This window comes from Clavibacter californiensis (genome assembly GCF_021952865.1).
GTDB classification, from domain to species: domain Bacteria; phylum Actinomycetota; class Actinomycetes; order Actinomycetales; family Microbacteriaceae; genus Clavibacter; species Clavibacter californiensis.
Window position 1 is genome coordinate 1,625,641 of the sequence record NZ_CP040792.1, and the last position, 20,487, is coordinate 1,646,127.

The 20,487-nt window shown below is 74.4% G+C and carries 20 protein-coding genes; 9 read left to right on the plus strand and 11 right to left on the minus strand.

The features are described from left to right. Positions 1-19: 19 nt before the first annotated feature. The gene (gene dapD / locus FGD68_RS07985; RefSeq protein WP_119373073.1) at positions 20-1,018 is read right to left on the minus strand and encodes a 2,3,4,5-tetrahydropyridine-2,6-dicarboxylate N-succinyltransferase; all 999 of its coding nucleotides are present in this window, start codon (positions 1,016-1,018) and stop codon (positions 20-22) included. Positions 1,019-1,097: 79 nt separating this feature from the next. Between dapD and dapE the strand changes: the two genes are divergently transcribed. From dapE to FGD68_RS08000, 3 genes are all read left to right on the plus strand, one after another. Then, positions 1,098-2,195, plus strand: coding sequence for a succinyl-diaminopimelate desuccinylase (gene dapE, locus FGD68_RS07990; RefSeq protein ID WP_119373074.1), 1,098 nt, complete (start codon positions 1,098-1,100; stop codon positions 2,193-2,195). Beyond that, positions 2,177-3,409 carry a hypothetical protein gene (locus tag FGD68_RS07995; protein WP_119373076.1) on the plus strand — a complete coding sequence of 411 codons (1,233 nt, stop codon included), beginning with the start codon at positions 2,177-2,179 and terminating at the stop codon, positions 3,407-3,409. Before dapE ends, FGD68_RS07995 begins: the two co-directional genes overlap by 19 nt. A gap of 147 nt (positions 3,410-3,556) precedes the next feature. Beyond that, entirely contained in the window at positions 3,557-3,730 is a 174-nt protein-coding gene (locus FGD68_RS08000; RefSeq protein ID WP_012037866.1) for a DUF3117 domain-containing protein, read from the plus strand. 105 nt (positions 3,731-3,835) lie between these two features. On the opposite strand, the gene FGD68_RS08005 is transcribed toward FGD68_RS08000, so the two are convergent. Continuing rightward, positions 3,836-4,468 (minus strand): O-methyltransferase, encoded by a 633-nt coding sequence (locus FGD68_RS08005; protein ID WP_043587585.1) that lies wholly within the window; start codon positions 4,466-4,468, stop codon positions 3,836-3,838. 150 nt (positions 4,469-4,618) lie between these two features. Between FGD68_RS08005 and FGD68_RS08010 the strand changes: the two genes are divergently transcribed. Then, positions 4,619-4,993, plus strand: a complete 375-nt coding sequence (locus FGD68_RS08010) for a Sec-independent protein translocase family protein (protein ID WP_012037868.1) — start codon at positions 4,619-4,621, stop codon at positions 4,991-4,993. Positions 4,994-5,049: 56 nt separating this feature from the next. Here FGD68_RS08010 and FGD68_RS08015 read toward each other — a convergent pair whose 3' ends face one another. Beyond that, positions 5,050-5,967, minus strand: a complete 918-nt coding sequence (locus FGD68_RS08015) for a LysR family transcriptional regulator (protein ID WP_119373075.1) — start codon at positions 5,965-5,967, stop codon at positions 5,050-5,052. Between the two features lie 115 nt (positions 5,968-6,082). Here FGD68_RS08015 and FGD68_RS15520 point away from each other — a divergent pair, with 115 nt between their 5' ends. After that, positions 6,083-6,205, plus strand: a complete 123-nt coding sequence (locus tag FGD68_RS15520) for a hypothetical protein (protein ID WP_256890478.1) — start codon at positions 6,083-6,085, stop codon at positions 6,203-6,205. Positions 6,206-6,304: 99 nt separating this feature from the next. Here FGD68_RS15520 and FGD68_RS08020 read toward each other — a convergent pair whose 3' ends face one another. Genes FGD68_RS08020 through FGD68_RS08030 form a run of 3 tightly spaced genes read right to left on the minus strand, consistent with a single transcriptional unit; the run spans position 6,305 to position 9,348 of the window. Further along, entirely contained in the window at positions 6,305-7,480 is a 1,176-nt protein-coding gene (locus tag FGD68_RS08020; RefSeq protein ID WP_237609329.1) for an Mrp/NBP35 family ATP-binding protein, read from the minus strand. Then, positions 7,470-8,018, minus strand: coding sequence for a DUF1003 domain-containing protein (locus FGD68_RS08025; protein WP_104237126.1), 549 nt, complete (start codon positions 8,016-8,018; stop codon positions 7,470-7,472). Before FGD68_RS08025 ends, FGD68_RS08020 begins: the two co-directional genes overlap by 11 nt. Further along, positions 8,002-9,348, minus strand: coding sequence for a magnesium transporter MgtE N-terminal domain-containing protein (locus FGD68_RS08030; RefSeq protein ID WP_119373567.1), 1,347 nt, complete (start codon positions 9,346-9,348; stop codon positions 8,002-8,004). Before FGD68_RS08030 ends, FGD68_RS08025 begins: the two co-directional genes overlap by 17 nt. A 59-nt stretch (positions 9,349-9,407) precedes the next feature. Between FGD68_RS08030 and FGD68_RS08035 the strand changes: the two genes are divergently transcribed. Then, a complete protein-coding gene (locus FGD68_RS08035; protein WP_237609330.1) occupies positions 9,408-10,076 on the plus strand; it encodes a general stress protein in 669 nt (222 codons plus the stop codon). 28 nt (positions 10,077-10,104) lie between these two features. Here FGD68_RS08035 and FGD68_RS08040 read toward each other — a convergent pair whose 3' ends face one another. Continuing rightward, positions 10,105-11,733 carry an aminopeptidase P family protein gene (locus tag FGD68_RS08040; RefSeq protein ID WP_237609331.1) on the minus strand — a complete coding sequence of 543 codons (1,629 nt, stop codon included), beginning with the start codon at positions 11,731-11,733 and terminating at the stop codon, positions 10,105-10,107. Between the two features lie 106 nt (positions 11,734-11,839). Beyond that, positions 11,840-12,865, minus strand: coding sequence for an endonuclease/exonuclease/phosphatase family protein (locus FGD68_RS08045; RefSeq protein WP_104237124.1), 1,026 nt, complete (start codon positions 12,863-12,865; stop codon positions 11,840-11,842). A gap of 92 nt (positions 12,866-12,957) precedes the next feature. Between FGD68_RS08045 and FGD68_RS08050 the strand changes: the two genes are divergently transcribed. After that, a complete protein-coding gene (locus FGD68_RS08050; RefSeq protein ID WP_119373640.1) occupies positions 12,958-13,833 on the plus strand; it encodes a PHP domain-containing protein in 876 nt (291 codons plus the stop codon). 90 nt (positions 13,834-13,923) lie between these two features. Here FGD68_RS08050 and FGD68_RS08055 read toward each other — a convergent pair whose 3' ends face one another. Next, positions 13,924-15,513 (minus strand): DEAD/DEAH box helicase, encoded by a 1,590-nt coding sequence (locus FGD68_RS08055; protein ID WP_237609332.1) that lies wholly within the window; start codon positions 15,511-15,513, stop codon positions 13,924-13,926. A gap of 149 nt (positions 15,514-15,662) precedes the next feature. Here FGD68_RS08055 and FGD68_RS08060 point away from each other — a divergent pair, with 149 nt between their 5' ends. Continuing rightward, on the plus strand, positions 15,663-16,382 hold the full coding sequence (locus FGD68_RS08060; protein WP_237609992.1) for a ferritin-like fold-containing protein: 720 nt from the start codon (positions 15,663-15,665) through the stop codon (positions 16,380-16,382). An 80-nt stretch (positions 16,383-16,462) separates the two neighbouring features. Here FGD68_RS08060 and FGD68_RS08065 read toward each other — a convergent pair whose 3' ends face one another. After that, on the minus strand, positions 16,463-16,750 hold the full coding sequence (locus FGD68_RS08065) for a hypothetical protein (RefSeq protein ID WP_119373663.1): 288 nt from the start codon (positions 16,748-16,750) through the stop codon (positions 16,463-16,465). Between the two features lie 9 nt (positions 16,751-16,759). Beyond that, positions 16,760-16,984 (minus strand): DUF3107 domain-containing protein, encoded by a 225-nt coding sequence (locus FGD68_RS08070; protein WP_012037881.1) that lies wholly within the window; start codon positions 16,982-16,984, stop codon positions 16,760-16,762. 190 nt (positions 16,985-17,174) lie between these two features. On the opposite strand from FGD68_RS08070, the gene FGD68_RS08075 reads away from it, so the two are divergent. Then, complete coding sequence (locus FGD68_RS08075) at positions 17,175-20,444, plus strand: ATP-dependent helicase (RefSeq protein WP_237609333.1); 3,270 nt, start codon at positions 17,175-17,177, stop codon at positions 20,442-20,444. The last annotated feature ends 43 nt before the right edge of the window (positions 20,445-20,487 follow it).

Consider the following 20,487-nt stretch of genomic DNA (forward strand, 5'->3'; position numbering starts at 1 on the left):
CCGGTCCGCGACGCCCGGGCTAGGCGTGCAGCGCGTCGTTGAGGATCGAGCCGCCGCCGCGCCGCGGGACCGCTTCGACGGCCCCGGTGAGCGAGTTCCGGCGGAAGAGGATCCCGGGCCGCCCGGAGAGCTCGACGGCCTTGACCTGCGGCACGGTGCCGTCCGGCCCGGGCGCCTCGCCCGCGAGCCGGACCTTGGTGCCGGCCGTCACGTAGAGGCCCGCCTCCACGACGCTGTCGTCGCCGATGGAGATGCCCACGCCCGAGTTCGCGCCGAGGAGCGCGCGCTCGCCGATCTCGACGCGCTGCGTGCCGCCACCCGAGAGCGTGCCCATGATCGACGCGCCGCCGCCGACGTCCGAGCCGTCGCCGACGACGACGCCCTGCGTGATGCGCCCCTCGACCATGGACGCGCCGAGCGTGCCGGCGTTGAAGTTGACGAAGCCCTCGTGCATCACGGTCGTGCCGGGCGCGAGGTGCGCGCCGAGCCGCACACGCGAGGCGTCGGCGATGCGCACGCGGTCGGGCGTGACGTAGTCGAGCAGGCGCGGGAACTTGTCGATGCCGTGCGCGGCGATGCCCGCCCGCTGGAGCGAGGGGCGGAGGCGGTCGAAGTCGTCGGGGTGCACGGGCCCGGCGTTGGTCCACACGACGATGGGGAGGTGGCCGAAGATCCCGTCGAGGGAGATCGTGTTCGGCGCCACGAGCAGGTGGCTGAGCAGGTGCAGCCGCAGGTACGCGTCGGGCGTCGACGTGGGGGGCGTCTGCAGGTCGATCTCGACCGTGACGATGTCGACCGTCACGCCGCGGCGCGGATCGGTCACGGCGAGCTCCTCGATCCAGGCCGGCGCGATCCAGCGGTCGCGGCCGGCGGGCAGCGACCCGAGCTCGGGCGCGGGGAACCAGGTGTCGAGCACGGTGCCGTCCGACGCGACGGTCGCGAGGCCGTATCCCCACGCGGATCCGGAGGCGGGAGCGGAGGTGGGCGCGGCGGACGAGGGCGAATCGGGAGAGGCCATGCGGCCAGCGTACCGATCGCCGTGGCCCGTCCCGGGTCCTCCCCAGGACCGCGTGCCGCGTCCGACCTAGGATGTCCGCATGCCGACCGAGACGCCTCCCGTGCCCGTGCTCGACCTGACGGCGGGGAGCGTGGAGGTCACCCGCGTGATCTGCGACATCGAGTCGGTCTCCGGCGACGAGGCGACGCTGGCCGACGCCATCGAGAGCGCGCTCGCCGGCTGCGCGCACCTCCAGCTGGAGCGCGACGGCGACGCGGTCGTCGCCCGCACGCACCTCGGCCGCGACCGCCGCGTCGTCATCGCCGGCCACATCGACACCGTCCCGCTCAACCGCAACCTGCCCACGCGCACCGAGCACGAGGGCGGCGTCGAGTACCTCTGGGGACGCGGCACGGTCGACATGAAGGCGGGCGTCGCGGTGCAGCTCGTGCTGGCAGCCGAGCTCGTGGATCCCGCGTACGACATCACCTGGATCTGGTACGACCACGAGGAGGTGTCCGACAGCCTCAACGGTCTCGGCCGCCTCGCCCGCACCCGGCCCGAGCTCCTGGAGGGCGACTTCGCGATCCTCGGCGAGCCGACGCGCGCGGAGATCGAGGGCGGCTGCAACGGCAACCTGCGCGTCGAGGTCCGCGCGTTCGGGAAGCGCTCGCACTCGGCCCGCTCCTGGGTCGGCGAGAACGCCATCCACCGCATCGCGCCCGTGCTCGACACGCTGGCCGCGTACGAGGCACGCGAGGTCGAGGTCGACGGCCTCGTCTACCGCGAGGGCCTCAACGCCGTCGGCGTCTCGGGCGGGATCGCGGGCAACGTGATCCCGGACGAGGCCATGGTGCACGTCAACTACCGCTTCGCCCCCAGCCGGTCCGGCGCAGAGGCCGTGGAGCACGTCACGAGCCTGTTCCCCGGCTTCGAGGTCACGGTCGTCGACCTCGCGGAGGGCGCGCGTCCGGGCCTCGACGCCGAGATCGCGCAGCCGTTCCTCGCCGCGGTCGGCGGCGAGGCGCGCCCCAAGTACGGCTGGACGGACGTCGCCCGCTTCAGCGCGCTCGGCGTCCCGGCGGTGAACTACGGCCCCGGGGATCCGCTCCTCGCCCACCACGACGACGAGCGCGTCGACGTCGCCCAGATCACGTCGTGCGAGCGCGGGCTGCGGGCGTGGCTGACGGCGCGCTGACCCGACCGGTCGGGCGCCCCGCGCCGCTCGACCTGCCGGACGCACGACCCGCCGGGCGCGTGCCCTGGTGGGCAGCGGTCCTCGGCGTCTACGCCGCGAGCCGCGTGCTCACCACCGTGCTGATGCTCGTCTCGGCCCGCAGCCAGATCCGCACCCCGTGGGCCCCCGCCTCCCCGTCCTACCTGCAGTACGCCACCTTCTGGGACGCCGGCTGGTACCGCGACATCGCGACCTTCGGCTACCCGACCGTCCTCCCCGTCGACACCGCGGGGCACGTGCAGTCGAACCCGTGGGCCTTCCTGCCCGTCTACCCGGCCATCGTGCGCGCCATCCAGGACGCCACGGGCGCGCCCTTCGACGTGGCCGCGGTCGCCGTCTCGGTGCTCGCCGGCGCCGGCGCCGTGCTCGTGCTGCACCGCCTGCTGTCGCGCTTCCTCTCACCGTCCTCCACCCTCACCGCGGTGGTCATCGTCTGCGTCGCGCCGGTCTCGCCGCTCTTCCAGATCGCGTACGCCGAGAGCCTGCAGACGCTCCTGCTCCTCGTCGCCCTGCTGCTCCTGGTAGAGCGGCGCTACGTGCTCCTCGCGCCCGTCGTGGTGATCATGGCGTTCACCCGCCCCCTCGGCCTCGCCTTCGCGCTCGCGCTGGTGCTGCACGGCGCGCATCGGATCGCCACGGCCCGCCGGGATCCGTTCCCGCCCGCGGAACGGGCACGGCTCGTCCTCGCGACGACCTCCGCCGTCGCCGCGGGCGCCGCGTGGCCGGTGATCGCCTGGATCCGCACGGGCTCCTTCACGGCGTACACCGACACGGAGCTCTCCTGGCGCGCGGCGTACGTCGGCTACCGGCACCTCGTGCCCTTCGAGGCGTGGTTCGACGCGGGCGACTTCTGGATCGGCGGGATCGCGGGCGCGATCGCCGTGGTGGTCGCCGTCGCGGCCTTCGTCCTGATCCTGCTGCGCCCCTCCGTGCGCGCGCTCGGCCCCGACCTCCGCATCTGGATCGCGTCCTACGGCCTGTACCTCTTCGCGGTCTTCTTCCCGCAGTCGAGCGTCTTCCGCCTGCTCCTGCCCATGATCCCGCTGGCCGGGGCGCTCGCCGTGCCGAGGTCTCGCGCGTACCGCATCGCGGTGGGCGTCGCCATGGTCGTCGGCCAGTGGATCTGGATCGACGTCTTCTGGCGTGCCACCGCGGGCGACTGGACGCCGCCGTGACCCGGCGCCCGCGACTCCTCCCGGCCGCCCCGCCGCGCCCCCTCCACCGCCGGCCGGGGGCGCGTCGGGCTTAGCACGGAGCCGCGCGTTCATCGGGGGGCGTGTCCATGCGGGATAATGGAGGGACATCCACGAAAGGGGAGCCGAATGGCAGCCATGAAGCCCAGGACCGGCGACGGACCGATGGAGGCCGTGAAGGAGGGCAGGCTCATCATCGTGCGCGTGCCCTTGGAGGGAGGCGGACGACTCGTCGTCTCCGTCAACGACGCCGAAGCGAAGGAGCTTCACGATGCCCTCGCCGCGGTGACCAGCGCGAGCTAGTCGAGACCGCATCACGCGACACCGCCCGCCCCGTCGACGACGGGGCGGGCGGTGCTGTCTGCGTGGTGCGTCCGGAGCCGGGGTCCGCGACCGGCGGCCCGGGGGTCAGCGCCCGGTCTTGGCGATCTGCAGCAGGCCGTCGCCCGCGGGCGACAGCGACGCCACCACGGCGCCCGATCCCGCCGTCTCCTGCACGAGCGTGCGGAATGCCGCCGTCTGCGCGTCACGCGCCGCCGGGTTCTGCACGCGTCCGCGCCACAGCGCGTGCGGCACGAGGACGAGCCCGCCGGTGCGCGCGAGGCGCAGGCCGTGCTCGACGTACTCGATGACCTGGGCGGGATCCGCGTCCACCAGGACGAGGTCGTAGCTCGCGTCGCTCATCCGCGGCAGCACGTCGAGGGCGCGGCCGGTGATGAGGCGCACGCGGTTGGCGGGCACCTCGGCGTCCGCGAGGATCTCGCGCGCCGCCTGCTGGTGGTCGAACTCGACGTCGATGCTCGTGAGCACCGCCCGCGGTGCGCCGCGGAAGATGCAGAGCCCCGAGACGCCTGCTCCCGTGCCGATCTCGATGACGCTGGTCGCGCGCGTCGCCGCCGCGAGGAGCGAGAGCTGCGCGCCGACGGCGGGGGAGACGGCCTCGATGCCGAGCTCGCGCGAGTGCTGGCGCGCCAGGGCGATGTGCTCGTCCTCCACGACGACGTCCTCGGCGAACTTCCACCCGGTCTCCTGGTCGGACACGCGGCACCTCCCTCTTCCGGGTCCCCAGGGTATCGGCCCGGCGGCACCCGCCCGACCGACGGGTGTCCGGTGCGGATCGGATGCGCCCCTGCCGCTGACGGGACCCTGCGCTCGGGCGGAGATCGCACCTCGACCGACTAGCCTGTGATCATGTTCGGCCTGACGTTCGAGAAGCTGATGCTCATCGGCATCATCGCCGTGTTCCTGCTCGGCCCCGAGCGGCTGCCGGTCTACACCCAGAAGCTCGCGGATCTGGTGAAGGCCGCGCGCCGCATGGCCACCGGCGCCCGGGAGCGCATGCGCGACGAGCTGGGGCCGGAGTTCGACGAGGTCGACTGGAAGAAGCTCGACCCGCGCCAGTACGACCCGCGCCGCATCATCAAGGAGGCGCTGTTCGAGGACGAGCCCGTCGTGACGAAGCCGCGCGTCCCCGTCGAGACCACCATCGCCCGCCGCCAGCGCCTGGAGCGCGAGGCAGCCGCCGCGTCGGCCCAGCCCGCGCCGTTCGACGCCGAGGCCACCTGACGCCCGTCGCCTGACCGCGATCCGTCCGCCTGCGTCATCCGGGCATCCATCCCGCCTCAGCCGTTCCCGCTGAAGCGCGCGTCCACCGCCTTCGCCTCCGCGCGGAGGGCGTCAACGACGGCGCGCACAGACGGACGCTCGGCGCGGTCCGGGCGCAGGAGCACGTGCAGGTGACGCTTCGACGTGACGCCCGACAGCCGCTTGACCACCACGCCCTCGTGCGATCCGGCCGTGTACCGCGGCAGCAGCGCGATCCCGTGCCCGGACGCCACGAGCGACTCCGTGATGCGGGTGTCGCTGAACCGCTGGACCACGCGCGCGGGCGCGCCCACGGCCTGCTCGATGTCGAGGAGGATCCGGTCGAAGGGCAGCCCCTGCGGCACCCCGATCCAGGGCTCGCCGCTGAGGTCGGCCGGGCTCACCGACGCCCGCCCGGCGAGGCGGTGGTCCGTCGGCATCGCGACGTCGAGCGGCTCCACCATGAGCGGCACGATCACGAGGCCGAGCCCGCGCCAGGTGCCCGCGCCCGCGAGCGAGTGGGCGATGACCACGTCGAAGTCGGCGGTGAGGTCGGCGAAGGCGCGGGACGGCGGATCCCGGTCGCTCGCCCGCAGCGTGAGGTCGGGGATCCCGGCGACGCGGTCGAGGAGGCCGGGCAGCAGCATCTGCGCCGCGGTGGGGAACGTGGCGAGGGTGACCTCGCCGGACGGCTGGTGCCGGAAGTCCTCCCACAGCGCCTCGGCGCGCGCCACCGCGACGGCGATGTCGGTCGCCGTGCGGGCGAGCGCGCGGCCCGCGTCGGTCAGCACGATCCCGCGTCCGGAGCGCTCGGTGAGCGGCACGCCGGCCTCGCGCTCGAGCACCTTGAGCTGCTGCGAGACGGCCGACGGGGTCCGGCCAGCGGCGCGGGCGACGGCGCCCACGCTGCCACGGTCGGCGAGCTCGCGGAGGAGCTCGAGTCGACGGATGTCCATGAAGGCAGGCTACTCGACCAGGCAAGGACTATGAGCTTGTCCTGAACGGTACGCGGTGGTCCCATTGAGGTGCGGCGGAATGCGCCGCCATCCGCCTTCTCGCAGGAGCACCACCATGACCGTCTTCCTCATCGCCATCGCCGCCCTCTCCGTCTCCGCCATCGCCGGCACCGTCGTCGTCACGGCGCGCGACGGCTACCGCGCGATGCCCACGCGCACGCACCGCAGCCACGTCTAGGCAGCGCCCGCAGCACGCACGAGGAGGACGGCAGCCCGCGGGCTGCCGTCCTCCTCGTGCGTCACGGGGGCGTCGTCGGGAGCAGGGGCGTCTGCGCGCCTAGGAGACGGACAGGCCGAGCCGTCGGCCCGCGAGGCCGCGGCCGCGCGAGGCCAGGTGGTCCGCCACGCGCAGGATCTCGACCGCGGCGGGATCCGTCGGCGCCGCCAGCACGAGCGGCGCCCCCGCGTCGCCGCCCTCGCGGAGCGCCATGCTGAGCGGAACGCTCGCGAGGAGCGGCACGGGCGCGTCCTGCCCCGCGGACAGCCGCCGCGCGACCTCCGCGCCGCCGCCCGCGCCGAAGAGCTCCAGCACGGAGCCGTCGGGCTGCGCGAACCCGGCCATGTTCTCCACGACCCCCGCCACGCGCTGGCCCGTCTGGCGGGCGACCAGTCCGCTGCGCTCGGCCACGTCCGCGGCGGCCGGCTGCGGGGTCGTGACCACGAGCACCTCCGCGTTCGGCAGCAGCTGGCCCACCGTGATCGCGACGTCGCCCGTGCCGGGCGGGAGGTCGAGCAGCAGCACGTCGAGGTCGCCGAAGAAGACGTCCGTGAGGAACTGCTGGATCGTGCGGTGCAGCATCGGCCCGCGCCAGGACACTGCGGTGCCCCCGGTGGCGTCGGGGTCGAGGAACATGCCGATCGAGATGACCTTCACGCCGTGCGCGACGGGCGGCAGGATCATGTCGCCGACGCGCGTGGGCTGGGCGGTGCGCCCGTCGGCATCGACGAGCCCGAGGATCCCCGGGATCGAGAAGCCGTGCACGTCGGCGTCGACGAGGCCGACCGCGAGGCCCTTGGCCGCGAGCGCGACCGCGAGGTTGGCGGTGAGCGTGGACTTGCCGACGCCGCCCTTGCCGCTCGTGACCGCGTAGACGCGCGTGAGGCTGTCCGGCCCGAACGGGATGCCGCGCTGGGCGGCGGGACCGCGGAGGCGTTCGGTGAGCGCGCGACGCCGCTCGGGGCTCATCACGCCCACCGTGAGCTCGAGCCGCGCCACCCCGGGCACGGCCTCGACGGTCTCGCGCACGTCGCGCTCGATGGAGGTCGCGGCCGGGCAGCCGACGATCGTCAGCGCGATGTCCACGTGGGCCACGCTGTCGGCCTCGACGCGCACGTCGGAGACCATGTCGAGCTCGGTGATGGGGCGGCGGATCTCGGGATCCACCACGCGGGCGAGCGCCCGCCGCACGGCGTCCGCCGTCAGCGCCCCGGAGCCGCCTGCCTCAGCGGGCATGCGTCCTGCGGGTCGCGCCCTCGGCGTCGTCCGCCTCGGGGTCGTCGCGGCGGTCGAGCTCCTCGAGGAGCTGGCGAAGCTCGGCGCGGATGAAGTCCTTCGAGGCGACGTCCTTCATCTGCAGTCGCAGCGACACGACCTCGCGGGCGAGGTACTCGACGTCGGCCACGTTGCGCTCGGCGCGCTGGCGATCCTGCTCGATCTGCACGCGGTCGCGGTCGTCCTGGCGGTTCTGCGCCAGCAGGATGAGCGGCGCCGCGTACGAGGCCTGCAGCGACAGGATCAGCGTGAGCGCCGTGAAGCCGAGGGCCGCCGAGTCGAAGCGCGCGGACTCCGGCCCGTAGGTGTTGTAGCCGATCCACGCGACGCAGAAGAGCGTGAGGCCGACGAGGAACCACGGCGTGCCCATGCCGCGGGCGATCGACTCGGTGAAGCGGCCGAACCGGTCGCGGCTCGTGCGGTTGCGCATGGGGAGGACGGTCGTGCGGAGGCCCTTGGGCGCGTCCAGCCGGACGTCTCGGTTACTCTGCCGTGCCACGGGGGATCCTCCGTCCTCGTACGGGTCCTGCGGTGGGGATGGCGGCCGTGGCCGTGCCGTGGAAGCGGGCCGTGGCGCGCTTGCGCGTCTCGCGTTCCGCGTCGGCGCTGCGCCAGTCGTCCGGCAGGAGGTGGTCGAGCACGTCGTCGATGGTGACGACGCCGACCAGCCGGTGGTTCTCGTCCACCACGGGCACCGACACCAGGTTGTAGCTCGCCATGATGCGCGACACCTCGGCCGCGCTCGTGTCCGCGCGCACGGGTTCCAGACCCTGGTCGAGCAGCGTGCCGAGGCGCTCGTGCGGCGGGTAGCGCAGCATCCGCTGGAAGTGCACCATGCCGAGGAAGCGTCCCGTGGGCGGCTCGTACGGCGGCAGCGTGACGCAGACGGCGGCGCCCAGCGTGGGCGCGAGCTCGTGGCGGCGGATGAGCGCGAGGCCCTCCGCGACGGTGGCGTCTCCCGAGACGATGACGGGATCCGTCGTCATGAGGCCGCCCGCGGTGTCCGGCGCGTAGCTGAGGAGCATGCGGACGTCGTCCGCCTCCTCCGGCTGCATGAGCTCGAGGAGGGTCTCGCCGCGCTCGTCCGACAGCTGCGCGATGAGGTCGGCCGCGTCGTCGGGCTGCATCTGGTCGAGCACGTCGGCCGCGCGGTCGTCGTCGAGCGTTGCCATGATCTCGACCTGCTCGGCCTCGGGCATCTCCTCGAGCACGTCGGCGAGCCGGGCGTCCGTCAGCTCCTCCGCGACCTCGAGGCGGCGCGCCTGCGGCAGGTCGAGGAGGGTGTTGGCGAGGTCGGCGGGCAGCAGGTCGGAGTAGGCGGCGAGGAACTGGGAGGCGGACTGGGCGACCCCGTCGTCCTGGAGCTCGGCGACCTCCTCCCACGTGGCGAACATGGTCGCGCCCTTGGCGAAGGGGGACGGGCTCGTGCGCGGGCGGCGGCAGAAGAGCTGCGAGACCTCCCACTCGGCCTGGCCGGACTCCTCGATGGCGACGTCCTCGATGACGGCGTTCCCGGATCCGTCGCGCATGCTCACACGACGGCCGAGGATCTCGGCGATGACGCGCACCTCGCCCCCGCGCTGCTCGAAGCGGCGCAGGTTGATGAGGCCGGTGGTGATGATCTGCCCGGAGCCGATGCTCGTGACGCGGCCGATGGAGAGGAAGACGCGGCGCTTGCCGGGGATCTCGACGATGAGGCCCACGACGCGCGGCGGATCGTCCTTGCGGTAGACGACGAGCACGTCGCGGACGCGCCCGACGCGGTCTCCCGCTGGATCGAACACGCTGCACCCGGCGAGCCGGGCGACGAAGACTCGGGAGGCGCTCACAGAGTCAATCTAGTCGCTCGCCCAGCGCCCGCCCGGCACCGGCGTGGAAGACTGGCCAGGTGACCAACCCGCTCCTCGGACGCCCGTCCCGTGCCCGCATGCCGAAGCTGCCGAAGGGGGAGCCCGTCGCCACCTACGAGACGTACGACGAGGCCCAGAAGGCCGTCGTCACGCTCGCCGAGGCGGACTTCCCGGTGACGCAGGTGAGCATCGTCGGCAACGAGCTGACGAGCGTCGAGCGGGTCACGGGGAAGCTCACCTCCGCCCGGGCCGCGGTCGCGGGAGCCGCGAGCGGCGCGTGGCTCGGCCTCTTCCTCGGCCTCGTCACGTTCCTGTTCTCGCCCGTGCCGAACATCTCCTTCGTCGTCGGAGCGGTCATCATCGGCGTCGGCTTCGGCGCCATCTACGGGATCGTCAGCTACAGCATCACGCGCCGCCGCCGCGACTTCACCTCGGTGATGCAGGTGACGGCCACGAGCTACTCCGTGGTCGTCGAGCCCGACTCGATGCACCGGGCGCGCAACGTGCTGGGCATCGGGGGAGCGAGCACCTCCGTCTACGGGGAGCCCGTGGTCACCGCGCCGCCGGCCGTGCCGCCCGTCTCGCGTCCCGTCGGCCCGTACGGCGAGCGCGTGCCCGAGCCGGGCGCGTCCGATGCCCCCGAGCCGACCGCGCCGCCCACGTCGACCGACCGTCCCGTGGGGGAGCAGGGCGCGCAGGGCGCCTGATCCCCGCGCGCCCCGCCCACCGTGGCGGCTAGGCGCGTCCCGCCATCCACGCCTCGACCTCGTCGGCCGTGCGCGGGATCCCCGCGGACAGGTTCTCGGCGCCGTCGCGCGTCACGAGGATGTCGTCCTCGATGCGCACGCCGATGCCCCGGAAGCGCTCGGGCACCGTGAGGTCGTCGGGCTGGAAGTAGAGGCCCGGCTCGATCGTGAAGACCATGCCGGCCTCCACGATCCCGTCGATGTACATGTCGCGACGGGCCTGCGCGCAGTCGTGCACGTCGAGGCCGAGGTGGTGGCTCGTGCCGTGGACCATGTAGCGGCGGTGGTGCTGGTTGTCGGCCTCGAGCGCCTCCTCCGCGGTGACCGGGAGCATGCCCCAGTCGGCGACCTTGCGGGCGATGACCTGCATGGCGGCGGCGTGCACCTCTCGGAAGCGGATGCCGGGCCGTACGATCGCGAGCGCGGCGTCGGCCGCCTCGCGCACGGCCTCGTAGACCTCGCGCTGCACGTCGGTGAAGGTGCCGGAGACGGGGAGCGTGCGGGTGATGTCAGCCGTGTAGTAGCTGTCGAGCTCGACGCCGGCGTCGATGAGGATCAGGTCGCCGGGCAGCACGCGGCCGTCGTTGCGGGTCCAGTGCAGGATGCAGGCGTGCGGGCCGGACGCCGCGATGGTGTCGTAGCCGACCGCGTTCCCGTCGGCCCGGGCACGCGCGTTGAAGACGCCCTCGACGACGCGCTCGCCGCGCGCGTGCGCGACGACGGCGGGCATGTCCGCGATCACGTCGGAGAAGCCGCGGCCGGTGGTGTCGACCGCCTCGCGCATCTGGCGGATCTCGTACTCGTCCTTGACGAGGCGGAGCTCGGAGGCGGCGCGCGCGAGGAGCGCGTCGCCGTCGGCGGGATCGGCCGGATCGGCCGGTTCGGCGTCGGAGGCGGCGGGCGCGGCCGCGCGGGCCTCGTCCACGCGCGCGGCGAGGGCCGGGTCGGCCTCGCGGATCACGCGCACGGGACCCGCGGCCGCGATGGCGGCGTCGACGTCGGCGAGGGGCGCGGTGGCGATCCCGAGGTCGGCCGCGACCTGGCGGAGCGAGGGGCGCGGGCCGATCCAGAACTCGCCGATCTCGGCGTTGGCGTAGAACTCGTCGCTGTCGCGGCCGGCCCGCTCGCGGAAGTAGAGGGTGGCGTCGTGCGCTGATCCGTCGGCCGCGGATCCCTCGGCCACCGGCTCGAGGACCAGGACGGCGCCGGGCTCGCTGTCGGCGCCCCAGCCGGTGAGGTGCGCGAAGGCCGAGTGCGCGCGGAACGGGTGGTCGGTGTCGTTGCTGCGCTGCTTGAGGCGGCCGGCGGGGATCACGAGGCGCGTGCCGACGTGGAGCGCGGAGAGGCGGCGGCGGCGGTCAGCGGCATGGGGCGCCTGCTCGCGCGCCGACGGGTCGACCTCCTCGCGGTCGGCCCAGTTCGTGGACACGAAGTCGCTGAAGGCGGTGCTCGCGGGCGTGGTGCTGCGGTTGCTGGTGGCGCGGGGGACGGGGGCGTCGCCGGATCCGGGTGCGGACGTCACGGGGGCCGCGGTCTCGGTCGTCGCCAGGGGCGCGGCCGGATCGGCGGCGATCTCGGCGGGGGAGGTCTCGGACGCGGTGTCGGTGTTCTCGGCCATCCATCGATCATCCCACCTGCGGGCGGCACCGAGGCGGGGCGGCGGCGGCGGGCGGCGCTCAGCGCAGCGGCGTGAGCTGCGCGATGCCCTCGTGCTCCGTGCGGTGTCAGCGCAGCGGTGTGAGCTGCGCGATGACCGGGCGGTGGTCGCTGCCGGCGCCGTCGCGGTCCTCGACGACGCGGAAGCCCGTGACCGCCCACCCGGGCGTGGCCATGATGTGGTCGATGGGCGTGCCGAGGAGGGCGGGGAGCCCCGTGGGCCAGGTGCCGACCGCGCCGTTGCCCGAGGCGCGTCCGGCGTCCACGCACTTCCCGAGGTCGGTGACCTGGTCGCGCTCTGTGGGCGCGCCGCCGTACCTGCTCATGTGGTCGAGCGTCGCGTTGAAGTCGCCCGCGATGATCACGTTGCCCTCGTCGCAGCGCTTCCCGAGCCACGCGAGGTCGGCGCGCCAGTTGTCCATCTGCTCGGGGATGGGGGAGACGGGGTGCACGGCCATGATGACGGGGCCGTTCCCGTCGACCGGCTCCATGATGACCGTGGGCAGCACGCTCGTGGTGCCGCGCGACTCGTCCATGCGGTAGTCGCCGTAGGCCGCGCTGATGAGGATGGTGGTGGAGCGGGCCGCGGCGACGTCGTCGAACGCGGCGGTGCTCACCCACATGGGCCGTCCCGCGTCGCGCATGAGCACCGCGATCTCCGCGCCGGTCTCCTCGCGCGTCTCCGGCAGCGTGATGACGTCGGCGCCGGACTCGATGGCCAGGTCGGCGACCGCGCGCGCGCCCGTCGCGCCGCCGAGCGTGTTCCAGGTCAGCACGGTGACGTCGTCGTCCTGCGCCTCCTGGAACGCCGTGTCGCCGAGCCCGCGGGTGGCGAGCACGGCCGAGTTGGCGCCGATGAACAGCACGAGCAGCACGGCGATGCTGCCGAGGAGACGACGGCCGGGGCGGATCGCGAGGCAGAGGACGAGGGTCAGCACCAGCACGGCGGCCGCCGCGGCGACGAGGCCGCCGCGGATGGCCACGGCGTGGGCGACGAGGTACGTCTGCTCCAGCCCGAGGAGCTGCGGCCAGGTGACGACGAGGAGCCCTGCAGCCGTGATGAGGATGACTGCTGCTCCGACGATCCGACCCATGACCTGCATCACACTATGGCGGCTCTCTGGGAGAGCGCCGCCGCGGGCTCCGGCCGGCCGGGCGGCATCGGGCCGCCGCGTAGGATGGCGGGATGCCGGAGGAGCAGCCAGGTCCCATCGACCTGCACACGCACAGCTCCGTGTCCGACGGCACCGAGACGCCCGTCGAGCTCGTCGCGCAGGCGGCCGCGCAGGGCCTGTCGGCCGTGGCACTCACCGACCACGACTCCACCGCCGGCTGGGACGACGCCTCAGCGGCCGCCCTCGCGCACGGCATCACGCTCGTCCCCGGCATGGAGATGAGCACGCAGCTCGAGTACGCGAGCGTGCACGTCCTGGCCTACCTCTTCGACCCCGAGGACGCGGACCTCGCGGCCATGACCGCCCGCGTCCGCTCCGAGCGCATGACGCGCGCCGAGGCCATGGTGGGCCGGATCTCGCGCGACTACGCGCTGACCTGGGCGGACGTGCTGGCGCAGACCACGCCGGGCAGCACGATCGGCCGGCCCCACATCGCCGACGCGCTCGTCGCCCGCGGGCACGTGCCGAGCCGCACGGCCGCGTTCGAGAGCATCCTGCACTGGCAGGGCGGCTACTACCGGCCGCACTACGCGCCGGATCCGATCCTCGGCGTCGAGCTGATCACGGCGGCGGGCGGACTGGCCGTCCTCGCGCACCCGGGCGCCCGCGGGCCGGAGCGCGTGCTGTCGGACTCCCGCATGACCGCGCTCGTCGCAGCGGGCCTGTTCGGACTCGAGGTGCGCCACCGGGACAACCCGCCCGCGGCGCGCGTGCGGCTCACGGAGCTGGCGGAGCGGTTCGGGCTCGAGGTCACGGGATCCAGCGACTACCACGGCGCGGGCAAGCCGAACCGGCTCGCGGAGAACACCACCGAGCCCGCCGTGCTCGCCCGCATCGTCGAGCGCGCGACGGGCTGGGCGCCCGTCGTGCCCGTGCCGGCGGCCTGACGCGCGACCGGCGGCTGACGGGCCGGGCACGAAGGAGGGGCCGCATCCGGTGGATGCGGCCCCTCCTTCGTGCGATCCGTGCGCGCGGCGCTAGGACGTCGCGGTGGGGCGGTCGCCGCCCGAGCGGCGACGGCGGTTGCGCGAGCGCGGGCGGGTCTGGCCGTCGGGGTGGGGCGCGTCGTGGCCGCCCGCGGTGTTCGGCTGCTCGCTGCCGATCGTCGCGGTGGCGTCTGCGGGCGCGGTGGCCGACGCGGTGGCCGACGCGGTCGACGTGCTGCGGCTGCGCGAGCGGTCGCGGTCCCCGCCGGCCGTGGAGGAGGAGGCCGAGGAGGAGCGGCTGCCCGAGCGGTCGCCGCCCCGGTCGCCGCCGCGTCCGCCGTCCCGGCTGCCGCCGCGTCCGCCGTCCCGGCTGCCGCCGCGTCCGCCGTCGCGACCCGAGTCGGAGCCGCGGCTGCCCGGACGCTCACGCGGGGTGCCGTCGGGGTTGACCGTCGGGGTCGCGCGGAGGCGGCCCGTGGATCCGGCCGGGATGTCGAGGTCGGTGTAGAGGTGCGGCGAGGACGAGTACGTCTCCGTCGGCTCCGGCTGGCCGAACTCGAGGGCGCGGTTGATGAGCGCCCACTTGTGCAGGTCGTCCCAGTCGACGAACGTGACCGCGATGCCGGTCTTGCCCGCGCGGCCCGTGCGGCCGACGCGGTGCAGGTACGCCTTGTCGTCCTCGGGGATGGTGTGGTTGATGACGTGGGTGACGTCGAGCACGTCGATGCCGCGCGCCGCCACGTCGGTGGCGATGAGGATGTCCTTCTTGCCGGCCTTGAACGCGGCCATGGCGCGCTCGCGCTGCTCCTGGTTGAGGTCGCCGTGCACGGCGGCGGCGTTGAAGCCGCGGTCGTTGAGCTCCTCGACGAGGCGGGCGGCGGCGCGCTTCGTGCGCGTGAAGATCACGGTCTTGCCGCGGCCCTCGGCCTGGAGGATGCGGCCGATGACCTCGTCCTTGTCCATGTTGTGCGCGCGGTACACGAGGTGGCGGATGTTCGCCTGCATGAGGCCCTCGTCGGGGTCCGTCGCGCGGATGTGGATCGGCTTCGTCATGAAGCGGCGGGCGAGCGCGACGATCGGGCCCGGCATGGTGGCCGAGAACAGCATCGTGTGGCGCACGGCCGGGGTCTGCGCGAAGAGCTTCTCGATGTCGGAGAGGAACCCGAGGTCGAGCATCTTGTCGGCCTCGTCGAGCACCATCTCGCGCACGCTCTGGAGCGAGAGCAGGCGCTGGCCCACGAGGTCGAGGAGGCGGCCCGGCGTGCCGACGACGATCTGCGCGCCGGCCTTGAGCTGCTCGATCTGCCCCTCGTACGCCTTGCCGCCGTAGATGGAGACGACCGTGGTGGCGCGGTGCTTGGTGGCGATCTGGAGGTCCTCGGTGACCTGGACGGCGAGCTCGCGCGTCGGGACGACCACGAGCGCCTGCACGCCGGGCTCCGGGGTGAGGCCGAGCCGCTGGATGAGCGGGAGGCCGAAGCCGAAGGTCTTGCCGGTGCCCGTCTTCGCCTGGCCGATGATGTCCTGGCCGGAGAGCGCCAGGGGGATGGTCTGCTCCTGGATGGGGAAGGGTTCGAGGATGCCGTGGTCGGCGAGCGCCTGCACCATGTCCTCGTCGATGTTCAGTTCGGTGAAAGTCACGTTGTGCCCTGTCTAGCGGTGCGGTCCACGCCCGGACTGCTTCTCTGCGGGCGCGATGGGGCCCTTCCGTTGAGGGACCACGGGCGAGTTTAGCGGGCGGGCGCCAGATGACCGCCTCCGCCGCCCTATACGCTGGCCCCGTGCTCAAGATGTTCGGACGCCGGTCGACGACGATCGAGGCGCCCCGGGTCAGGTCCCGCGGCGAGTCGAAGCGTCGATCCCCGACGACGACCGTGAGCGTGGACGACTTCTCGCCCGATACCCTCCGCTTCCTCGGCGCCGTGGCGTACCTGCAGCTCACCGTCTTCGAGACCCTCTCGCGGGCCGTCGCCGAGGCGCCCGACCTCGCCGGCAAGGAGGCCGTCTCGACCGCCGCCGGCATCGCGCTCGGCAAGCACCAGGCGCTCGCCGCGGAGATCAAGCGGCAGGACGGCGACCCGAGCGTCGTCATGGAGCCGCACCGCGCCGCGTTCGACCGGTTCACCGCCACCGTCGCGGGCGCCGACTGGTACGAGTGCCTGCTCTCCGCCTACATCACCACCGGGCTGCTCGACGACTTCTTCGTGCGCCTCGCCTCCGGGCTCCCGTCGGACCAGCGCCAGCGCGTCGTCGTGCTGCTGTCGTCGGGCGTGGGGCAGCAGGGCATCGTCGACGCGGTGCGCGCCGGGATCCGCCGCGACCCGCGCCTCGCGTCGCGCCTGGCCATGTGGGGCCGCCGGCTCGTCGGCGACACGCTGCTCGTCGCGGGCACGGCGATGCGCGCCTCCCTCGCCGATCCGGACGACGCGCGCGTGCACCTCGAGCCCGTGTTCGCGGGGATCATCACGGCGCACACCCGGCGGATGGACGCGCTGGGGCTCACGGCCTGACGCGGCCCGCCGGCTCCGACCCTGCACGCGACGACGCCCGGCCCCTCCAGGGACCGGGCGTCATGTCGTGCGGGTGAGGGTCAGCCGCCGATGGCGGCAAGGTCGCGGGCGTCCGCGGAGGAGCGTCGACGGCCGATGAGCAGGTCGGTGCCGGCGGCGACGAGCGCCGAGAGCCCGAGCGTCGCGATCCAGATGACGCCCTGGTCCCAGCGGAGGCCGGCCCACGTGAGCGCGACCCAGACGACCATCGCGGTGACGGTGCCGACGGCGGGGACCAGCAGCGCGCCGTGCGTGGCGCGGTGGGGGAGCGCGTAGCGCGCGACGAGGCCGACGAGGGCGCCGAAGATCGCGACGAAGAGGAGCTCCACGGGCGTCGGCTAGCGGACGAAGCCGATGCGCGGGGCGTCGGCGCTGCCGAGCTCCACGTAGGCGAGGTGGGCGGTGACGGCCAGGTGCGTGGCGCCCTTGTCGTCGGTGAAGGAGATGAAGGGCGAGGAGTCGCGGACGGCGTCCGTGACGGTCCGCTGGACCTCCTCGGGCGTCTGCTTGGTGGTGAAGGAGAGCTCGCGGGCGGTGTTGACGAGGCCGATACGGATTTCCACGGGAGGTGCCTTTCGATGCGTCGGATGCGACGGTGCCCCCTCAGGCTAGGGCACCCGCATGCGCGGCCCCGCGGCGTTCACTGAGGGCGGACGGGCGGCCGCGCGGCCGGGGCGGGGTGCGCCCGCGGCGGCCGCGTCGCGGGCGCCGCGGGGATCGGCCGTCGTCGGGGGCCGCCGGTAGCGTGGGCGCGTGACCATCAGGGGATTCCGCCAGCCGCCCGCCTCCGTCTCCGGCGGCGAGGTCCCCGCGGTGGAGCTGGATCCTTCGCAGCGCGCCGTCGTCGAGCTGCCCGTAGGGGTGAGCGCCGCCGTCATCGGCGCCCCGGGCTCGGGCCGCACCACGACCCTGCGCGAGCTCGTGGCCGAGCGGATCCTCACGCAGGGCCTCGACCCCGCCGAGGTGCTGGTGCTCGCGCCGTCGCGCGCGGCCGCCACGCGCCTCCGCGACGAGCTCGCGCTGCGGGTCGGGGTGCCCACGCTCGGGCCGCTCGCGCGCACCGCCACGTCGGTCGCGTTCGAGGTGCTCGCGCGCCGCGCCGCCGAGACCGGCACCGAGCCGCCGCGGCTGCTCACGGGCGCCGAGCAGGACCAGATCATCGCCGACCTCCTCGCCGGGCACGAGGAGCTGGGCACCGGGCCCGCGTGGCCGGATCCGCTCGGCGTCGAGGTGCGCCGTCTCCGCGCCTTCCGCACGGAGCTCCGTGAGCTGCTCATGCGCGCCACCGAGGAGGGCGTGCGGCCGGACGCCCTCGCCGAGCTCGGCCGTGCGCACGAGGTGCCCGAGTGGATCGCCGCGGCTGAGTTCGCCCGGGAGTACGAGGACGTCGTCGACTCCTTCCGCGGCGACCACCTCGACAGCGCGGAGCTCCTCGCCGAGGCCGTGCTGCTCGTGTCGCGGGGGGAGGCGCTCACGGGGATCCGGCTCGTGGTCGCCGACGACCTGCACGAGGCGACCGTCGCGACCCTGTCCCTCCTCCGGGCGCTCGCGGCGCGCGGCGCCGACGTGGTCGCGTTCGGCGACCCGGACGTCGCGGCGGCCACGTTCCGCGGGGCGGAGGCCTCTGCGCTCGGCCGGCTCTCCACCGTGCTCGGCCTGCCCGGGCTCCGCACGCTCGTGCTCGACCGGGTGCACCGGCAGCCGCCCGCGCTCCGGGCGCTCACCTCGGCCGTCACGGCGCGCATCGGCGCGGCGGGCGCGGGGCGGCAGCGGCAGGCGGGATCCGCGCAGGGCCTCGTCGACGACGCCGACCCGATCCAGGTCATCGAGGCGCCGACGCGCGCCCTCGAGCTCGCCCGCCTCGCGCGCCGGCTCCGGGAGGAGCACCTGCTGGGCGGCGTGCCGTGGGCGCGCATGGTCGTGCTCGTGCGCTCCGGATCCCTCGTGCCCCAGGTCGCCCGCAGCCTCGCGACCGCTGAGGTGCCCACGCGCACGGCCGTCGCCGGGCGCGCCCTCCGCGACGATCTCGCCGCGCTCGCCCTCATCCGGGCCGTCGACGTCGTGCTCGGCCGCGTGCCGCTCACTCCGGACATCGCGGCGGAGCTCGCCACGGGTCCGCTCGGCGGGCTCGACGGGGTCCAGCTCCGGCGGCTCCGGCTCGCGATGCGCCAGGAGGAGCTCGCGGGCGACGGGCGCCGGTCGAGCGACGAGCTGCTCGTCGAGGCGCTCGCGGCGCCCGGCCGGCTCGAGACGCTCGACCTCGCGCCCGCGCGCCGACTCGCCCGCCTCGCCCGCACGCTGCAGGGCGCCCGCGAGCTGGCATCCGCCGACGGCACCATCGAGGAGCTGCTCTGGCACCTGTGGGAGGGCTCGGGGCTGGCGAAGCCGTGGTTCGAGCAGGCGCTGCAGACGGGCATCGTCGCCGACCAGGCGAACCGCGACCTCGACGGCGTCGTCGCGCTCTTCACGGCCGCGCGGCGGTTCGTCGAGCGGAACCCGGGCCGTCCCGCGTCGGACTTCGTGGAGGAGCTGCTCGGCGCCGAGGTGCCGGAGGACACGCTCTCGCCGCAGCCGCTCGCCGACACCGTGCTGGTCGCCACGCCGTCCGCGGTCGTGGGCGCGGGATACGAGGTCGTCGCGGTCGCCGCGCTGCAGGAGGGCGTGTGGCCGAACCTGCGGCTGCGCGGATCCCTGCTGCACCCCCAGCGCCTCTCCGCCGTCGCGCGCGGCCTCGACCGGGCCGACGTCGACGAGCGCGCCGAGGTCCTCGGCGACGAGCTGCGGATGCTCGCGCTCGCCGTCTCCCGCGCGACCCGCGTCGTGGTGCTCAGCGCGACCGCCAACGACGAGGAGGCGCCGTCCCCGTTCCTCCGTCTCGTGCCGCCCGCGCCCGGCCTCTCCGAGGCGGAGGCGGGCGTCGAGGCAGGTCGGGCGGCGAAGGACGCGCCCGCCGCGCTGCGGATCCGCCCGGACCACCCGCTCTCGCTGCGCGGGCTCGTCGGCGCGCTCCGTCGCGAGCTCGCGGTCGTGCACCGCGACGCCGTGCTCCTCGACGACGGCCGCGTCGTCTCGGGCGACCGCACCGCTCGTCGCCCCGCCGACGCCACCCGCGAGCGCGGCCTCGCTGCGGCATCCGCCCTCGCGCGCCTCACGGCCGAGGGCGTGACGGGCGCGGATCCGGCCGAGTGGTACGGGCTGCGCGAGCCTTCCACCACGGAGCCCGTCGTCGACCTGACCGATCCCGCGGCCCGCGTGCCCGTCTCGCCGTCGCGGCTCGAGGCCTTCGAGCGCTCGCCGCTCAACTGGTTCATCGACCAGGCGTCCGGCGGATCCACGAGTACGGCCATGGGCATCGGCACCATCGTGCACGCCGTCATGGAGGAGGCCAGCCTCGACCCCGACGCGGATCTCCGCCCGCCCGCCCTCGAGGAGCGCCTCGACGAGCGGTGGGGCGAGCTGCCCTTCGAGTCGCCCTGGGTGGGCGAGCGCGAGCGGCGGCAGGCCGGCGAGCTCATCGCGGGCGTCAGCGGGTACCTCCGCGACTTCGAGGCCCGCGGCGGGCGCATGCTCGCGGCCGAGGGCGGCTTCGAGCTCGAGGTGGGCGTCGCGCGCCTCCGCGGGAAGATCGACCGCATCGAGCTGACGGAGGAGGGCCGCGTGGTCATCGTCGACCTCAAGACCGGTCGGCACTTCCCGACCCGCGCCGAGATCCCCGCGCACGCGCAGCTCGGCTCCTACCAGCTGGCGTACGTGGAGGGCTCGCTCGAGCAGGTGCCCGCCGGTACGCCGTCCGGCGGCGCGAAGCTGCTCTACGTCTCCGGCGGCACGCGCGGCCTGCCCTATCGCGAGCTGCCGCAGGAGCCGCTCACCCGCGAGGAGCTCGACGGGTTCCGCGCGCGCATCGCCGAGGCGGCCGCGGGCATGGCGGGCGCGACCTTCGACGGCACGCCGGATCTGGGGGAGCGGGATCCGGGTTCGGCGAGGCGGTACCGCATCCACCTGGTGCGGGCGGTGTCGGCGTGAGCGGCGCGGAGGCGACCGGCGTGGGGGCCACCGGCGCGGTCGG